Annotated in this window: 11 protein-coding genes; 6 read left to right on the top strand and 5 right to left on the bottom strand. The window is 59.1% G+C overall.

Going from position 1 to position 17,470, the window contains the following annotated elements:
* Positions 1-540 precede the first annotated feature (540 nt).
* The 4 genes from BEN47_RS15550 (at position 541) to BEN47_RS15535 (ending at position 7,020) form a co-directional block, all read left to right on the top strand.
* On the top strand, positions 541-1,947 hold the full coding sequence (locus BEN47_RS15550) for a serine hydrolase (RefSeq protein ID WP_070729464.1): 1,407 nt from the start codon (positions 541-543) through the stop codon (positions 1,945-1,947).
* Positions 1,948-2,362: 415 nt separating this feature from the next.
* Positions 2,363-3,562 (top strand): sensor histidine kinase, encoded by a 1,200-nt coding sequence (locus BEN47_RS15545; RefSeq protein ID WP_083322477.1) that lies wholly within the window; start codon positions 2,363-2,365, stop codon positions 3,560-3,562.
* Entirely contained in the window at positions 3,559-4,299 is a 741-nt protein-coding gene (locus tag BEN47_RS15540) for a LytR/AlgR family response regulator transcription factor (RefSeq protein WP_070729463.1), read from the top strand. The genes BEN47_RS15545 and BEN47_RS15540 overlap by 4 nt, the downstream gene beginning before the upstream one ends.
* A 204-nt stretch (positions 4,300-4,503) precedes the next feature.
* Positions 4,504-7,020, top strand: a complete 2,517-nt coding sequence (locus BEN47_RS15535; RefSeq protein ID WP_070729462.1) for a TonB-dependent receptor — start codon at positions 4,504-4,506, stop codon at positions 7,018-7,020.
* Between the two features lie 139 nt (positions 7,021-7,159).
* Here the strand turns inward: BEN47_RS15535 and BEN47_RS15530 are convergent, their stop codons facing one another.
* Together BEN47_RS15530 and BEN47_RS15525 are read right to left on the bottom strand one after the other, a co-directional pair.
* Positions 7,160-7,909 carry a shikimate dehydrogenase family protein gene (locus BEN47_RS15530; protein WP_070729461.1) on the bottom strand — a complete coding sequence of 250 codons (750 nt, stop codon included), beginning with the start codon at positions 7,907-7,909 and terminating at the stop codon, positions 7,160-7,162.
* 170 nt (positions 7,910-8,079) lie between these two features.
* Complete coding sequence (locus BEN47_RS15525) at positions 8,080-8,754, bottom strand: DedA family protein (RefSeq protein WP_070729460.1); 675 nt, start codon at positions 8,752-8,754, stop codon at positions 8,080-8,082.
* Positions 8,755-9,280: 526 nt separating this feature from the next.
* Between BEN47_RS15525 and BEN47_RS15520 the strand changes: the two genes are divergently transcribed.
* Both BEN47_RS15520 and BEN47_RS15515 read left to right on the top strand, forming a co-directional pair.
* On the top strand, positions 9,281-10,204 hold the full coding sequence (locus BEN47_RS15520; protein WP_070729458.1) for a bestrophin family protein: 924 nt from the start codon (positions 9,281-9,283) through the stop codon (positions 10,202-10,204).
* A 203-nt stretch (positions 10,205-10,407) separates the two neighbouring features.
* Positions 10,408-13,779 (top strand): T9SS type A sorting domain-containing protein, encoded by a 3,372-nt coding sequence (locus BEN47_RS15515; protein ID WP_083322476.1) that lies wholly within the window; start codon positions 10,408-10,410, stop codon positions 13,777-13,779.
* An 80-nt stretch (positions 13,780-13,859) separates the two neighbouring features.
* Here BEN47_RS15515 and BEN47_RS15510 read toward each other — a convergent pair whose 3' ends face one another.
* The 3 genes from BEN47_RS15510 to BEN47_RS15500 form a co-directional block, all read right to left on the bottom strand.
* On the bottom strand, positions 13,860-14,690 hold the full coding sequence (locus BEN47_RS15510; protein WP_070729454.1) for a phosphosulfolactate synthase: 831 nt from the start codon (positions 14,688-14,690) through the stop codon (positions 13,860-13,862).
* A 128-nt stretch (positions 14,691-14,818) separates the two neighbouring features.
* Entirely contained in the window at positions 14,819-16,216 is a 1,398-nt protein-coding gene (locus BEN47_RS15505) for a tetratricopeptide repeat protein (RefSeq protein ID WP_070729477.1), read from the bottom strand.
* 167 nt (positions 16,217-16,383) lie between these two features.
* Positions 16,384-17,406 (bottom strand): NAD-dependent epimerase/dehydratase family protein, encoded by a 1,023-nt coding sequence (locus BEN47_RS15500; protein ID WP_070729452.1) that lies wholly within the window; start codon positions 17,404-17,406, stop codon positions 16,384-16,386.
* Positions 17,407-17,470 lie beyond the last annotated feature (64 nt).

Raw genomic sequence — 17,470 nt, 5'->3', positions numbered from 1 at the left:
GGGCCCTCGCCTCGCGTTACGAGAAGAACGCCAGTACCTTTCTGGCAATGGTCACGCTAGGAGCCATCCTGATGTGGCTTTAATTGTTCACACGTCCTAGGATGAGCAGCACGTGCACCCACCACGGCACGGGCGTATTGTCCCGAACCGTGGGCCACCACCCGAAACGAGGCAGTGCCCAGCTCCCCGGGCGCGGGCGAACGGGCTGCCTGGCAGGCGCAAGAGCGGCGGGAACAACGGGCGAAGCGAGAGGATTTTCCACGTCGAAAGGTAAGAAGCCGGCCATCAGGGCAACCCGATTTTCAACCAACGCTCCCCAAAATCCTCCGAACGCCCGGCCGGGCCGCACCAACCCCAGGCCACCGGCCAGCGGGCGAGCAGGGGTGGTGCCGCATGGGAGTTCACGGGTTGAAAAGAGGAGTTTCCGGGCGAAAGAGCAGGGTTGGTTGAATAGCGAAAAGCCGATGTTTGGGCCGGTATAGGTTTGCCTTAGAATTCATCATCAGCCACCTTCTCACTCCTCTTTTCGCCTGCTTCCCTATGAAAAACTTTTTCCGCCCCGCCGCTGCCTGCACCCGTCTGTTGTTCCTGGGCCTGCTGGCTACCACCGCGCCGCTGCACGCCCAAACCGCCGCCGTGCCCACCACCGCTACTGCTAGCGCCAGCACGGCCCAGCAGCTCGATGCTTTCATCAAGCAATACGAAAAGGCGGGCTTATTCCAGGGTTCGGTGCTGGTGGCCGACCACGGCCAGGTGCTCCTGCAAAAAGGCTACGGCCTGGCCAACCGCGAGAAAAAAGTGGCCAACACCCCCGAAACCAAGTTTCGAATTGGCTCGCTCACCAAGCAGTTCACGGCCGCCCTGGTGCTGCAGCTGGTGGAGAAAGGCCTGCTCCGGCTCGACGGCAACGTGTCGGATTACCTGCCCAACTACCCGCAGCCCGCCGGCCGCCAGATAACGCTGCACCACCTGCTCTCGCACACCGCCGGCCTGCCCGACTACACGGCCCTGCCCCAGTTTGCCACTGAGGTAATGCGCACCCCTCAGACGCCCACGCAGCTGGTGGCGCTATTTTCGGCCCTGCCGCTGGAGTACACACCCGGCGCGCAGTTTCGCTACAGCAACTCCGGCTACGTGCTGCTGGGCGCTATTATCGAGAACGTCACTGGCAAGCCCTACGCCCAGGTTTTCCAGGAACAGATTGCCCGCCCCTTAAAGCTGAAAAATACTGCCTACGATACCCTGGAGCCCGCCGACAAGCGCCGCGCCGCCGGCTACTCGGCCACGGCCAGCGGCCTGGTCAACACGCCGCCCATCGCCATGAGCGTGCCGTATGCCGCGGGCGCCATCACCTCCACCGTGCAGGACCTCTACCGCTGGAGCCAGGCCCTGGACGGCGGTGAAGTTCTTTCCGAAGCCAGCAAGAAACTGCTATTCACTCCCGTAAAAGAAAACTACGCCTACGGCTGGATGTCCTTCACGGCCAAGATGGGGCCGGAGTCGGTGCTCGGGCAGGAGCACAACGGGGGCATCAATGGCTTCGGCTCCTACCTGGTGCGGGTGCCGGCGAGCCAGCAGGTCATCGTGCTGCTCGACAACCACAGCGGCGGCAAGAACCTGGCCGACCTGCGCCGCGGCTTGCTCCGGGTGCTGCACGGCCAGGCCCCGGCCGCCCCGGTGGCGCTGAACGCGGCCATGCTTACCAGCTATGTGGGCGTGTATGAGCTGACGCCTGCTTTCCGCATCACGGTGCGGCAGCGCGAAGGCAAGATTTTCGTGCAGGCCACCGGCCAGAGCGAGTTCGAAACCGAAGCCACCTCGCCGGTGCTCTTTGCCTTGAAAGGCGTGCCTGCGCAGGTTGAGTTCGCCAAAAACGACAAGGGCGAAGTGGTCCAGCTCATTCTGCACCAGGGCGGCCACGCCCAGCCCGCAGCCAAGGTAGAATAGGTATACTGCCATACTAATGCCTGCTTTCCTTGCGTTTACCTGTGCTTTTCTTACCTTCCTCTTCTGCAACGAAGTCTGCTTATCTGGTCGAAACGGGCGTTTTATCGCGCCGTTTCGGCCATCGGCTCCTTCTCTCTACTATCGCTCCAGCGCAGGGCCTCTTCCGGGCCGCGGTGGTGGCCTTTCTTCCGCCGGCAGTGGCTTGGCGCACCAGTGCTGCGCGCCAGGCGGCGGGCTTGCAGGCCGCAGGCAGCAGTCCGCGCCGCCCGTTGAGCCTTCTCCCGTTGGGCGGCGCGGGCTACCATTCACCGCTGCCCGGTGCCATTGGGCGAAATGCTTAATAAATAAGGCGGTAAGCCTTTTACATTTGCCAGCATACTAGCTTACTACCTTATGAAGGCTCCCCTCTTACCCGTTGCAGCCCGCCAGGACACCAGCCCGGTGGGGGGGGGCGGGGGAGGCCGGCGCCGGCCTCCTTGGCGCGGCAGAGCAGGGGGCGCTGCCCCGCATTACCGCAAGGGGCCTGCTGTTTTATGGGCTGTTCTACGTACTGTTCGGGGTGTTCTACGCGGGCACCATTGCCTACGCCATCCAGGATTACAAGGCCGGCACTTTGCCCGATGACCTGCGCCGGGTGCTGCTGATTGACTACCCGCTGAAAGCCGTTTGGACGCTGCCGGTGTGGTGGCTGTTGTTTCGAGGGCCGCTGCGGCGCGTGAGCTGGCCCTGGCGCCTGCTGCACCACCTGTGGCTGTGCCCGCTGTGGGTGGCGGTGTGGATGGGCAGTTACTACGCGGCGGCGGGCTGGCTTGGGGTGGGCACCATTCAGGGCTCCGGTAAGGCTTGGGACGTCTATATTCCGGTGCTGTTCTACGGCTTTCAGTTTGGGTTGCTGCACGCCACGGGCTTTATCCAGCAGCTGCAGCAGCGCGGCCACTTGGAGCAACTGCTGCGCGAGCAGGCGCACCACAGCGAAGTGGCGGCCCTGAAGGCTCAAATCAACCCGCATTTCCTGTTTAATACGCTCAACTCTATCAGCGCATCGGTGCCGCCGGAGCTGGAACGCACCCGCGAATTGATTGCGAAACTGGCCCACACGTTCCGGTTTGCGCTGGTGGCGTCGCGCCACGAAATGCTGCCCCTGGGCGAAGAGCTGGCTTTCCTGCGCGACTACCTGGCCCTAGAGCAGGCCCGGTTCGGCGCCCGGCTGCAAGTCGAGTTTGTGGTTGGCGATGCCCTGCTCGGGCTGCTGGTGCCGCCCATGCTGGTGCAGCCCCTGGTAGAAAACGCCGTGCGCCACGGCATTGCGCCCAGCGTGGCCGGGGGCTGCCTCACCGTGACGGCGGTGCCCTACGGCCCCGGGGGCGTGCGCATCACGGTGGCCGATACCGGCGTGGGCACCACGGTGGCGCCCGCCGCGCTGCTGGGCAGTGCCGCGGGCCTGGGTCTGCGCAACACCCACGCCCGCCTGCTGGCCTTGGGCAGCCCCGGCCTCGAAATCAGCGCCAACGTCCCCCACGGCCTGCGTGTGAGCTGCGTGCTGCCAGTGCGGCAGCCCGAGGCCCGCCCGGCGGCGCCCGTGCCGGTTCCCACTCCTCAGGCCGTGCCCGCATGACCGCCCTCATCATCGACGACGAAGCCCCGGCCCGGCTCATTGTGCGGCAGTACCTGGCCGATTTTCCGCAGCTCACCGTGCTGGCCGACTGCGCCGACGGGCTGACGGCGCTGGCCGCCATCCGCGAGCACCGGCCCGAGGTGGTCTTTCTCGACATTCAAATGCCCGGCCTGACCGGGTTTGAGGTGCTGGCCCAGCTCACGGAAGTGCCACGCGTCATTTTTTCAACTGCCTACCAGCAGTACGCCCTGGATGCCTTCGCGGCCGGGGCCGTGGACTACCTGCTCAAGCCCTACGACCGGGCCCGGTTTCGGCAGGCGGTGGGGCGGGTGCTCAGCCAGCCGGCCGCACCCGACGCCGCCCTCGAACGCCTGCTGCAGCGGCTGGACGAGGCCAGTGCGCCGGCCGCGTATCCGTCGCGTCTGTTTGTGCCGCAGGGCGGGCGCTTGGTGGCCGTGCCCGTAGCCGACATCCAGTTTGTGGAAGCAGCCGGCGACTACGCCACGCTGCACACGGCGGGCGGGCAGTTTTTCAGCAGCCTGGGACTGGGGCAGCTGGAGCAGCGCCTCGACCCGCAGCGGTTCCTGCGCATTCACCGCTCGGTGCTGGTGGCCCTGGATGCCGTGTGCGACCTGGAGCGCGACGGCAGCGGCGGCTACCACGCCACGCTGGCCGGCGGCCGGGTGGTGCGCGTGAGCCGGGGGTACGCCGACGCCGTGCGGCCCTTGCTGGGCTGAAGCGGTGATAAATATCCTAAAAAAAGAAATAAAAATTTCACCCAAAAGCTTGCTTTCGAATTAACCCCATTTACGCTTGGGACATCGCACTACCTGTGTAATGATTGACCGATTGGTCTGATTAAGTCACCGAAACTCTGTTTTCCAACCAGTTTGCCCCGCTCATAATACCGCCTTTTTTCTGCAATCAGTACCCTTTTCACCATGAAGCCTTTCTTACTTACGCTAGGGTTGCTTGCTGCCGTGGGCACCAGCACCCAAACCTTCGCCCAGGCTCCCGCGCCCACTCCTACTGGTGCCGCGCCCAAGCCCTTGGTGCTGCCGGAAGCTCCCAAAGGCACTGGCCGCCTGACCGGTACCGTGCTCGACGCCACCACCAAAAAGCCGGTGGAATTTGCCACCGTGGCCCTGCTGCCCGCCACCGGCGAAACTCCCCTGGATGGTACCGTGGCCGATGAAAAAGGCCGTTTCAGCCTGCGCGGGCTGGCGCCTGGTGCCTACCGGGTGCAGCTCACCTTCCTGGGCTACGCGGCCCTGGTGCGCGACGTGACCGTGACCAGCGGCACTACCGACCTGGGCCCGCTCGCCCTCACCGCCACCGCCCAGCAGCTGGGCGACGTGACCGTGACCGGCGAAAAGGAAACCGTGGAAGTGAAGCCCGACCGCATCGTGTACAACGCCGACCGCGACCTGACCAACAAGGGCGGCGTGGCCGCCGATGTGCTGCGCAAAGTGCCCCTGCTGAACGTGGACCTCGACGGCAACGTGCAGCTGCGCGGCAGCTCCAACATCCGGGTGCTCATCAACAACAAGCCCAGCAGCATCCTGGCCGGCAACCTGGCCGACGCCCTCAAGCAACTGCCCGCCGACCAGATTGCCTCGGTGGAAGTCATTACCACGCCCGGCGCCAAGTACGACGGCGAAGGCACGGCCGGCATCGTGAACATTATTCTGAAGCGCAACAACCTGCAGGGCGTGAACGGCAGCGTGGGCGCCGCCGCCGGCAACCGCAGCTCCAACGGCAACTTCAGCCTGAATGCCCGCCGCGGCAAGATTGGCGTGAGCACGAACGTGAGCAGCTACCTCTACTACAGCCCCAGCGCCAGCAACCTGCGCCGTGTCAATTTCAACGGGGCACCCGAAAACGTGGTTTCTACCCTTACCCAGGACGGTAGCGGCAACAACATCGGGGGCGGGGGTTACGGCCGCCTCACCCTGGACTACGACCCCGCCAAAAACCACAACCTGACCGTGGGCGTCAGCAGCGGCCTGAACCGCAACGACAGCAAGAGCGACCAAACCAACAACTTGGTTTCCCTGGTGCGGCCGGCCGACAATCAGTTGTTCACCCGCGGCACGAACTACAAGTTCCAGTCGCAGAATTACGATGTGAACGGCACCTACACCCGCACCTTTGATGGCCAGAAGCGCCGGGAGTGGAGCGTGTTGGGCCAGCACTCGCGCAACCGCAACCTGCAGCCCTACTCGCTCGACCAGTTCGACGGTTTCACCGCCACCGGCCTGCCCAACTACCGGGAGAGCAGCGACAACCTCTCGCGCAACCTCGAAACCACGTTGCAGTCCGACTACACGCACCCCATTGGCGAGAAGCGCAGCGTGGAAGTGGGCGCCAAAACCATCCTGCGCCGCGTGCTCAGCGACTACCAGATTCAAACGGCCAACGGCACCGACGCGCCCTTTGCAGTGGACCAGCTGCGCTCCAACCGCTTCGACTACGACCAGAACGTGGCCGCGGCCTACGCCACCTACGGCTTTCCGCTGGGCAAAAAGCTGAACTCCCGCGTGGGCACCCGCCTGGAGCGCACCGACATCGTCGGCCGCTTCCAGCAAAACGACGTCACGCGCTTCACCAGCGGCTACACCAGCCTGCTGCCCAACGCCAACATCAGCTACGCCCGCAAGCCCGGCAACACCCTGCGGCTGGCCTACAGCCGCCGCATCCAACGCCCCCAGATTTACTACCTGAACCCCTACGAAAACCGCGTCGATAAATTCAACGTGAGCCGCGGCAACCCCGAGCTTGACCCCGAGTTTACGGATAGCTACGAGCTGAACTACAGCACGTTCCTGAAAGGCTCGGTGCTGAACTTCTCGCTCTTCACCCGCCAAACCAACAACGCCATCGAAACTGTGCGCAGCCAGCGCCTCGACACCACCATCACCACCTACGACAACATTGGCCAGAACCGCAGCTACGGCGGCAGCGTGTTCGGCTCCTTCAAGCCCACCACGAAGTGGGAAGTCAGCGGCTCCAGCACGTTCACCTACGTCATGCTGCGCTCCGGCTTCCTCAACACCAGCAACGAGGGCCTGATATTCAACATCAACGCCAATTCCACCTACAAATTCAGCAAAAGCCTGAGCGCGCAGTTCTTCGGCGGCATCAACTCCTCCCGCGTGCAGCTGCAAGGCCGCGCCGCCGCCTGGAACTGGTACTCCATCGGCTTCAAAAAGACCATTCTGAAGGAAAAAGGCGACCTCACGCTCAACGCCGACAACTTCCTGACGGCCCGCCGCGACCTTAGTTCTAACGTCAATACCCCGTTTTTTAACCTGGAGCAGCACAACTACATTGCCCTGCGCGGCATCCGCCTGGCCTTCGGCTACCGCTTTGGCAAAATCGAAAACGCGCCCCCCAAGCAGCGCCGCAGCATCCGCAACGACGACACCAAAGCCGGCGAAACCCAAGGCCAACAGTAGCAAGTCGTAGTAAAAGAACGTCATGCTCATCTAGCGTCCGCGCAGCCAAAACATCCCTACCGCGCTACTAATCAGTTTTAGTATTGCGGGGGAGATGATTCGGCTCCGCCCAGCATGACGTTCCTTTTTGTTTTCCTTCTCATCGCACGTTTCTGTGCCAGATGTCCCAGGCGGCCTCGGCCTGCAGGCACAGCATCTCAAAGCCGTTCTTGACGTGCGCGCCGGCCTCTTTCCCTTTGGCCATGAATAGCGTTTCGGTGGGGTTGTACACCAGGTCGTAGAGGTAATGCTGGTCGGTGAGGGCCTCGTACGGCAAGCGCGGGCACTCCGCAATGTTGGGGAACGTGCCCAGCGGCGTGGCGTTGATGATGAGCGGGTGCGCGGCCAGCAGCTCGGGCGAAAGGTCCTCGTAGGTGAGGCCGGGCCCGAGCAGGCCGCGCGTCACATTCCAGTACGGAATGCCCAGCTCCTGCAGTGCCACTTCCACGGCCTTGGCGGCACCGCCGGCGCCGAGAAGCAGAGCGCGGCCCGCCTCGCCCCGATGGGGGAAGAAGGTGCGCAAGGAATTCCGGAAACCCACGTAATCGGTATTGTGGCCCACCAGGCGGCTATCGGCGGTGCGCTCGATGACGTTTACGGCGCCCACCCGGCTGGCTGAGGCGGCCAGCTCATCGAGATACGGAACCACCGTTTCCTTGTAGGGCACGGTCACGTTCAGCCCCACCAGGTTGGGATGGGCGGCCACCAGGCCGGGCAACTCCCCAATAGTAGCCAGCTCAAAGAGGTCATATTGATGCGCTGCCAGCCCCAGGGAATAGAATTTCTGCGTGAAATAAGTCTGCGAAAACGAGTGGCTGAGAGTACGGCCAATAAGCCCAAACTGGCGCATGTGCGGGGTAGAAACTGAAGACGGGAGTTGTTCAAAATAACATAGAAAAAGCGCCCCAAACAACTGTATGCCGGGGCGCTTTTTTACCAAATTATAATTCCGGGATTCCGCTGGCATCGTGCCAGTGCCTGTAATCGGTTGCCTGTTGACCTGAGCAGCCGGAGTACCAGCTAGGCTTCGGTAGCGGGCTGCGGCCCGAATTTGCTTTTCAGGAACGACCACAGCGGCGGCATTATCGAGACGAGGATGATGCCGTAGATAACCAGCGTGAAGTTCTTCTGAACCCAGGCGAAATTGCCAAAAAAGTAGCCTGCCAAGGATAGTGAAATCACCCAGATAGCAGCCCCGGCCAGGCTATAGGTGACAAAGAACCGATAGGTCATGGTGCCTACTCCGGCCACAAACGGGGCAAACGTGCGCACAATGGGCACGAAGCGCGCCATGATGATGGTCTTGCCGCCGTGCTTAGCATAAAACGCCTGGGTCTGGTCCAGGTACTTGCGGTTCAGGAATTTGTAGTTCTCGCGAAACACCCGAGGCCCCAGGTAGTCGCCCACAAAGTAGTTGAGGTTGTCGCCAATGAAAGCGGCCGCCATCAGCAGCGGGATAAGGATGAAGATGTTGAGCAACGGCGCGCCCGTATCAGGGTTGGGCTGGGCCGCCAGCGTGCCGGCCACAAACAGCAGCGAGTCGCCGGGCAGGAAGGGAAACACGATAACCCCCGTCTCGGTGAAGATGATGAGGAACAGGATGAGGTAAACCAAGTTGCCGTAGTCGTGCACCAACAGTTTGAGGTGCACATCCAGGTGCAGGACGATGTCGAAAAAATGTTTGATGAGTTCCATGCCAGGCGTAAATGAAGTGCAAAGAAAACGGACCGGAGGTGAAGTGTCGGTGCTAAGGCTGCCACATGCCTGAAAAGTGCCCGGTGCTGGCTGCGCCAACACGCGTGCCTGCTCGTGTGCTATTCCGGTGCCTGCTCGTGTGCTATTCCGCCAAGGTCCTGGGCCCGCAGCTTGCGTTTATCTCTTTGATAAGCAGGCCCGGCCCTGTATCTTTGTGCGCCCTAAGCTACTGCCGAGGCTATGCGTAGGAATCTGCCTTCTTTTTCTGCCCGAAAAATCAAGTTTTGCCCGGCACACTACAGGCACCTATGCTATTCAATGCTTTGTCTCTTCAAAATTTCAAAATAAAGCTGGAAAAGCACTGGCTTATCCAAAATGTGGCACGACTCGTGATGGTATATCACGTGTTACCCGTGCGCAAGCAGCAGCTATTTTAAAATACTCTTATTACCACTGCCCTCGTGATTGTGCTGGCCCAGCACCAACTATAAAATTGCCGTTGCAAGACTAAAATTATACCCGTAAGATGATTGTCTATCAAGGAGGTGACTGGTGGCGCGCGTTGCGGCATTTTCAGACTTCCACCGTTATTCGCTTGTTGCTGAAACGCGTGGCCTTGGTGGGTTTATACGGGGGTGTTATTGCCGTTACCAGCCTGGATTTTCATACGCTAAACGTCCGGATTGGCCGCGAGTATCTTTCCATTCTGGGCATTCTGCTCAGCTTGCTGCTGGTGTTTCGCACCAACACCGCCTACGACCGCTACTACGAAGGCCGCAAGGTGTGGGGCGTGCTGGTATCGCAGTGCCGGGGCCTGGCCATGGAAATGAACGCCCTGCTGCCCCGCGAGGCCAAATCCAGCCGGCGCTACTTCGCAGCCCTCATCTCCAACTTCCCCATCGCGGTAGAAGGCAGCCTGCGCAACAAGGTGCGCTTCGATAAAATGGAGGCCACGCCCGACATCATCGAGCGCCTTCAGAAAGCCGAGAGCGTGGCCTCCACCATAATTGCCGTGCTCATGGAAAGCGTGGAGCAGCTGCGCCAGGTACAGATTTTTGACCCCATTCACCTCATCAACATCAAGCAGCACTACCTGAGCATGATGGCCGTGAACGGTACCTGCGAGCGCATCAAGGCCACGCCCATTCCCTATTCCTACAGCTTCTTCATCAAGTGCTACATCACCATCTTCATCCTAATAATGCCCCTAGTGCTGGTAGACTCCTGCGGCTGGTGGATGGTACCCGTTACCATGATTGGCGCCTACGCCATGCTGGGCCTGGAAATGATTGGCAACGAAATTGAGAATCCGTTTGGGTACGACAGCAACGACTTGCCCATCACCCAGCTTTCCAATAAAATCCGAGTCAGTGTCCACGACTTGCTGGGAGTAGAGCTCCCGGCCGAAAAAAAGGCACTGGCTTCCGTTCCGTACAGCGTTGTGCACTAAACGTGCACGCTGCTGGTTTAACGAGTTGGTAGACATGTAGAACGAAAGAATTTGGTTTTTGGCTTTTTGGCTGATTTGGATTGTTTTACAAATATTTTTAAATCTTTCTGTAGTGGTAGACTTTTTTTAACCTCCTGCGTATATGCGCCTCATTACGACTTAATCCGTCATTTCCTTCCTGTTTTCATCCAATTTCCATATTCATGCAAACTTTAACCTTTACTCAAAAGCTGTTGCGACAGCGGAGCCTCTTCAACTTCCTCATTCCGCTCTTTGCCGTATTTGTCGGTTTGGGTGCGTCGCAGAAGTCGTTGGCACAATCTACTTCGACGATAAATTTTCGCAACGTCTTAGTTACTGCAGGCACTAGCACCAGCGCCAGTACTAATACCTATGATGCTGTGCCAACGACAGGCGGAACCGGTATTGGAGGAGGCATATTTGCTGGCACCAATTTTGGCACCTTTGATACTAGCACAGGAAGACTATTATTGGAAGGCGGAGCTATTCAAATCGTTGAGGCTCAAGGCGAAACATTTACCTCAGCTCAGGTAGGCTATGTTATCAACCGCGGTACGCTCACTGACGGCACTAATCCAGCATTTAATCAGTCGCTTGCGTTGACTCAAACAAGCTATGATGCCAGCACTCGCACGCGTACTTTCTCTTTGACTAACGGTGGGCGTAATCTTCTTGCGTTGGCATCAGCTACGGCGGGCAGCGGCACAGACTATCGGTTCGATATTAACGTCAGTGCCACTGGTCAGAATGTAGATGGTGACGTAATAAATACATCTGCGCCGCGTCGCCGTTCGCAATTCACCGCAACTGCTACCCCTCCTCCTGCTGAAGTATCGACTGCAACCCTGCGCAACGTCATCGTTACTTCGGGTACTACTGCGGCCAATGCTACAACTACCACCTACGACGCTACTGCTACCACACCCGGCCCCGGCGTTTTCAACGGCACCGACTTTGGTGTGCTTGATGCCAACGATGGCCGACTGTTGTTGCAGGGCGGCTCCATACAGATTGCCGAAAAGAACGGCGATACGTTCGACCAGGCATCTATTGCATTTGTAGTATCGCCCGGCACCTTGAGCAGCCCCAACGCCGGTTTTGGTTCCGGCCAGACGTTGGCCCTTGTGCAAACTGGCTTCGATGGTGCCACAATGACGCGCACCTTTTCGCTCACCAATGCCGCGCGTAACATCTTGATGATTGCCACGACCGGTGGTGCCGGCACCAGCTACCGCTTCGACATAGCTGTTTCAGCTAGCGGTATGAATGCAGCTGGTGACCCCATCAGCATCTTGGGGCCACGGCAGACTTCGGTGTTTACCGTTACCGGTACGCCCACTATTACCCCTACTCTTACCAACACTACCATATTCATTGCGCCATCGAACGGTCCTAACATAACCTACGACGCAAACAACGTTTCGGACAACCCCGACTTTGATGGCGCTAATCTTGGCACCTTCGATATCGTCAATGGCCAGTTGGTCCTGAATGGCGGCACCGCTACCACCACCGAGAATGGTGCAAATGTGGTTGAAAATGTAATTCTTAACTTCCGTGTGCGTCAGTCAACTTCTGGCGGTGGTGGATATACGGCATTGGAACTCACCCAACGGGGTGTGGTAGAAAATGCTGATGGCTCCCGCACGCGTACTTTCTCTCTTAGCAATGCTGCACGGAACCTGCTGGCGGGTGTCACGGTAGTGGGTGGATACAGTGTAGACGCTTACCTGCAAGCCAACGGCAGAAACACTTCGACGGGTACTAATTTTTCTGTTCTTGACCGCACCCCCGCTGCTCCCTACACGGCCAACTTTACGGTCAACGGTGAGCCCGTTGTAAATACTGTGTGGACTGGCGGTGTGAACGACAACTGGTTTGACCCGCTCAACTGGACTGAAGGCGTGCCTACCGCAACCAAAAACGCTATTATCCCAAATTTTTCCAGCGGAACGCCGAAACCTTACCCCAACATCTATAGTGATGCGGTCAAGGCGCCTACCCCAGCCACTACAGTAATCAATCCGGACGGTAGTGTTTCGCCAGTTCCCGCCGACCCTGGCTATGATAACACCGGTTCGGGCAATGCGCAAACGCGCAACCTGACTCTGCAAGGCAACTCGCAGCTAGACCGCAGTATTCTCCGGTTGGTTATCGGCCGACTGGATGTCTTCGGTAACTTCGATAACCCCCACGGTAGCTTCATTCAACGCAATGCAGGCATTATTAGCTTCAAGAGCGCCGGCAACCAAACCATCAGCGGTTCGCCAAACGGCTTCATTAATGTTGAAATTGATGGCGGCGCAAGCAGCATCAAGACCCTCACGAATAACTTTGAAGTGAAAGCCGGTGGCTACCTGCGTTTCATCAATGGCATCCTGCAAACAAACATTGCCAACATTGACACCAACTTTGTTACGTTTGAAGGCGATGTGACGGACATTTCCGGTGGTATTACCACGGTGATACGAGCAGCTCGTCTGCTGGGAGAAACGGAAACTACCTTCTTCCGTGGTTTCCTGCGCACCAACCAGGTTGCTACGGTGGGTGTCCCCCAGGATTTCAGCAACATCGGCATGACGTTGACCTTTATTGGCAACGAGCCCGGTGGTGTATTGGTAACCCGTAACAACGGCGACAACTATCCGCCGACTGCTTTCAACGCTACCCCTCCCAAGCCTGGCATTCGCCGTGTGTTCGGCGTACAGCCCGGCAACCCAAACTCCAATACCGGCGGCCTGAACGCCCGACTCGAATTCCGCTTCCTGGATAATGAGCTGGTGAACCTGCGCACCAACAACGAGAACCCTGCTGATTTCAGCGGCAGCGTAGATGAAAGCCGTTTGTCGCTGTATGTATCCACTAACGGTGGCAATACCTTCTTCCAGTTGGGTCGCGATTCCAATAGCAACAACATTCTGGTTAAAAACGGTGTGACGACTTTTGCAACCTTCACGTTGAGCGAGCAGCAAGGCGCATTGCCGTTGCCCGTTACCCTCACTACTTTCGACGCCAAGCGCGTGGGTACTGATGCTTTGGTAACCTGGGAGACGGCATCCGAATTCAACAGCAAAGGCTTCGAAGTTCAGGTTTCGACCGATGGCAAGCAGTTCCGCACGCTGGGTTCGGTGGCTAGCGCCTCGGCTAACAGCACAAAGAAAACCAGCTACCGCTATGTTGACACGGAGGCTAATAAAGTAGGTACGCGCTACTACCGCCTCCGCCAGATTGATATAGATGGCAAAGATGCCTTCTTCGCTCCTCGCACGGTCCTGTTCACGGGCAAGGCCTTGGCAACCGCCATGGTTGCGTACCCTAACCCGATTAACGGCAACGAGCTGCGCCTGGTACTGCAATCGGTAGTTGCTGGCAAAGGCCTGTTGCGCATCACCGATATGACTGGCCGTCTTATTCGCCAGGAGTCGGTAGAGCTAAGCTCCGGCATCTCCGACCTCTCGGTAAAGAACCTCGGTGACCTCAAGGCCGGTCTCTACTTGGTTGGTGTGACGCTGCCCACGGGCGAGACGCAGAATCTGAAAATTGTGAAGCAATAATTGCAGCACAAGGACACAAAAAACCGGCCTCCATCAGGAGGCCGGTTTTTTTGTGTCCTTGTGTCTGGCAAGTTTGTGGGTTACCCGCGAGGCATGGAAGTGCCGGGTTTGCCCGTCTTGGCGGCGGGCCGGAACATGGGGTCCACCGCGTCCATGTCCAGGAAGTGCGAGAACGTATCGCCGCGCAAACCCAAGCGGATGGTCTCCAGGCTCACCACTTCATTGGGGGCAATGTTGCCGAGATTCACGTTGGCACCCAGCAGCTTAATGAACCAGACCTGCTGGGCTTTCTGAGGGGCTTCCCACAGAATTTTTTCCGAAGGAATCTTGGTCAGGATTTCCTCTACTAGGCCCGAGCGTACTTCGCCGGTGCTGCGAAATAGGCCAACGTTGCCGCCCTCGCGGGCTTCACCGATGACTTTAATGGCCCCGGCCGCCAGCTCGGCTTCCATCTGTGCTATCCATTTGTAGGGCGGAATGATTTTTTCGGCATCTTTCGAGCCCACTTCGCTCAGCACCCGCACGGCTTTGCTCAGCTCGCGGATGTACTCGCATTTGTGCTCGTGGTCGAGGTCAATGCTGCCGTCCGATACTTCGGCGTATTCCATGCCGTAAGTGTCCAGCAGGCGGCGGTAATCGTCGAATTGGTTGCGAATGATAAAGGCCTCAAATAAGGTGCCGCCGAAATACACCGGAATGTCGGCTGCCCGGTAAATTTCGAGCTTGCGCTTGAGGTTGGGCACTACGTAGGACGTGGCCCAGCCCAGCTTCACAATATCCGTGTAAGCGGCGCCTACTTCCAGGAAGTCTTCTACCTCACGCAGGCTCATGCCCTTGTCCATCATCATGGTGTAGCCTTGCTCGCGGGGCTTGGGGGTGCGCTCTGGAAGCTGAGAGAGGTCGTAATTCATCAATTCTAACTGATTAAAGAGGGGAACAACGGGTTTTGCGAGCCGGCCAGGAATACTGGGTGGTGCCGGCAAACAAAAACCGCCCGTCGTACGACGGGCGGTTGCAAAAGTAGCGTTAACCGGAAGTGTTATTTCCGGAACTGCTCAATCAGCTTCTTCAAACCGGGCTGCTCGCGCAGCTCGGGGAAGTAATCGAACAACAGCACGTGCTGCTCATAACTGAGCGTGAGGGCCGTTTCGAGGACGGTGTAGGCTTCGCGCATGCGCCCATCAGCCAGCAGATACGCGCACAGCATGTAGTGGAAATGCGCCTCGTGCGGGTGCAGGTTCACCGCGTGACGCACCAGTTCCACTGCCTCGCTAAAATGGCCTTGCTCGTACAGAATGGCGCTCCAGCTCACCCAGCCCTGCGCATCGTCGGGAGCTACCTCGGTGGCTTTCTCGTACGATTCCAAGGCGCTGACCACGTTGCCCACCTGGTTCTCGGCCGCGCCCAGGGCCGACCAATACTCGCCGCTTTCGGCGTATATCTCGGTGGCCTTGCGGAAGTAGTGAATGGCCTCAAACCAGCGGCCCTGCTCTTGCAGTAGCACGCCCTGGCCAAACCACGCCTCGTCCATCTCGGGGTTAATCTCCAGGGCCTGACGGTAGTAGCGCCGGGCCGGCTCCCAGTCGCGCAGCTTCTCGTAGCACTCCCCAATGTTGCACAGGGCCTCATCGGTGGGCTCGCCCGGAGGGTAAGCCTGCTCAAACTCGGCAATGGCTTTCTGGTACTCCTGCTGGCAAACAAAGGTGTCGGCCAGCCAGTGGTGGGCGTCATGAAAGTCGGAGCTGATGACCACGGCGTAATCAAACGCCTCAGCTGCCTTGGTGAAGTCCTCGCGGCGGTACCAGTACTGCCCTAAGTTGTACCACGCCGTAGCGGAGTACGGGTCGTCGTCGGTAAAGCCTTTAAAGAAGTCCTCGTGCTCCTCCAGCCGGGCCGTAATATCCAGGCAGTGCAGCAGCTCCTGCACCCCCGTCTCATTGTCGGGGTTCAGGCGCAGGCTTTGCTTGTAATGCTTGGCAGCACTCTTAAATTTCTGCCAGCTCTGAAAGGCCAGGCCCAGGTTGAAGTGGATGTCTTCGCGCTCGGGCTCCTGTTCCAAGCCCGCCCGAAAAAAGTCAACCGCCTGCGCAAATTCACCGCGCTGGGTGCTGATGATGCCCCGCGTCACGGCCACGTCGGCGTTGGTGGGGTCGAGGGCCGCTACTTCGTCAATCTGGCGTTCGGCTTCGGTGTAGTCGCCGCGCATGGCCGTCACTTGCGCGCGGTCAATCAGCAGCTCCGTCGAGAAAGGATACTGGCCCAGGGCCGCGTCACAGGCCTGCAGGGCTTTGTCAAACTCGGCGTTGGTAACGTAGTGGTCGATGATGTTCTCGAAGTCTTCTAAATCGAAGAATACAGGCTCTTGCTGGGCTACCATGCGCTCAAAACGGCGCACGACATCCAACACGGCCCGGTGATTTTCAAAATGTTCGTTCATGCGCATAATACCGCAATAAGGTAAGTGGATTAATCCGTTTTGTGAATCGGAGAACGAAACACCAGCCAACTAGTAGCCAGTTGCTTGCAAACGCCGTTCCACTCCACTTTATCGGTTCTCTATCAATAATAACAAATGTTAGCCAAAACCGTGCAATCTGGCTCTTGCTAAGATACGATAACCGCCGGGGACGTGGTTGGGTTACCAGCCAATTCGGCGGCACACCACGCCAGTGTCTCGGCTAACGGACGGAAATTGAGGCCGGTAGCGCTTTGTACTTTGGCGTGCGCATACACCACGGGTTGCTGTCCGGCCCGGGCAGTATCTTTGGTAATAAGCGGCCGGGCCCCGGTCAGCACGGCCCGCGCGTGCTCCAGGCGCCAGATAAGCTCGGCGGCCCAGTTGGGCACCGCCACCGTGGGCGGCCGCCGCCCCATAGCCTCCGCGGCCATGCGGAAAAAAGTAGCCAGCGGTACCGCCTCTGCACTCAGGATGTACCGTTCCCCGCCTATTTCCGGCTGGTCCAGCGTCAGGGCCAGCAATTGGGCTACCACATCCCGCACATCCACAAAATTGATGAGGCCGGTGGTGTAAAATCGGTGTTCCTGGTGGGTGTAGCGCAGCAGCCGGGTGCTGCTCCGGTGCCAGTCGCCGGGCCCCAGTACCACCGACGGATTGACGATGACAGCGGAAAGCCCTTCGGCCACGCCACGCCACACTTCCAGCTCACCCAAATACTTGGAGGTGGCGTAAGCCGGATGCGCGGCTCCAAGGTCCCAGGTATTCTTTTCGGTGATGGGAAGTGCGCCGTTTGCGTCAGTTGTACTTCTGGCGGCAGGGCCACCCAGCGCCGCTACGGAAGACACGTGGGCCAGTCGGATGCCCGGCCGCTCCAGGCAGGCGTCCACAATGGCCGCGGTCCCTTGCACGTTCACGTTAAGTAGCAAGTCTTCGTCTTGCGGCGCGTAGGACACCAGCCCCGCGCAATGGAATACGTGCGTCACATCGGGCGTGAGGGCCACGCGTAGCAACTCGGTATCGAGCAAATCGCCGGCTACCCAGTCCACGCCCGGCGCGGCATGGGTGGGCAGGGCGCCCCGGTGCAATGCCCGCACCGCTAAGCCGCGTGCACGCAGTGCCTGCAACAGAAAGGAGCCTATTAGGCCGGTTCCGCCGGTAACGAATATCATGAAGGAATATTGGGAATTTGAGGAGGTCTGCAGAGGGGGGACCAGCAACGGAAACATCCAACAG

It is taken from the genome of Hymenobacter lapidarius (assembly GCF_001816145.1).
GTDB classification, from domain to species: Bacteria; Bacteroidota; Bacteroidia; order Cytophagales; family Hymenobacteraceae; genus Hymenobacter; species Hymenobacter lapidarius.
Note: the sequence above shows the minus strand (reverse complement) of the source record. Positions and strands in the feature narration are given on the sequence as shown.

Excerpts from the sequence above, each read along its gene's own strand:
- BEN47_RS15550 (WP_070729464.1), top strand. The coding sequence starts at position 541 with ATGAAAAACTTTTTCCGCCCCGCCGCTGCCTGCACCCGTCTGTTGTTC.
- BEN47_RS15540 (WP_070729463.1), top strand. The coding sequence starts at position 3,559 with ATGACCGCCCTCATCATCGACGACGAAGCCCCGGCCCGGCTCATTGTG.
- BEN47_RS15535 (WP_070729462.1), top strand. The coding sequence starts at position 4,504 with ATGAAGCCTTTCTTACTTACGCTAGGGTTGCTTGCTGCCGTGGGCACC.
- BEN47_RS15530 (WP_070729461.1), bottom strand. The coding sequence starts at position 7,909 with ATGCGCCAGTTTGGGCTTATTGGCCGTACTCTCAGCCACTCGTTTTCG.
- BEN47_RS15525 (WP_070729460.1), bottom strand. The coding sequence starts at position 8,754 with ATGGAACTCATCAAACATTTTTTCGACATCGTCCTGCACCTGGATGTG.
- BEN47_RS15520 (WP_070729458.1), top strand. The coding sequence starts at position 9,281 with ATGATTGTCTATCAAGGAGGTGACTGGTGGCGCGCGTTGCGGCATTTT.
- BEN47_RS15515 (WP_083322476.1), top strand. The coding sequence starts at position 10,408 with ATGCAAACTTTAACCTTTACTCAAAAGCTGTTGCGACAGCGGAGCCTC.
- BEN47_RS15510 (WP_070729454.1), bottom strand. The coding sequence starts at position 14,690 with ATGAATTACGACCTCTCTCAGCTTCCAGAGCGCACCCCCAAGCCCCGC.
- BEN47_RS15505 (WP_070729477.1), bottom strand. The coding sequence starts at position 16,216 with ATGAACGAACATTTTGAAAATCACCGGGCCGTGTTGGATGTCGTGCGC.
- BEN47_RS15500 (WP_070729452.1), bottom strand. The coding sequence starts at position 17,406 with ATGATATTCGTTACCGGCGGAACCGGCCTAATAGGCTCCTTTCTGTTG.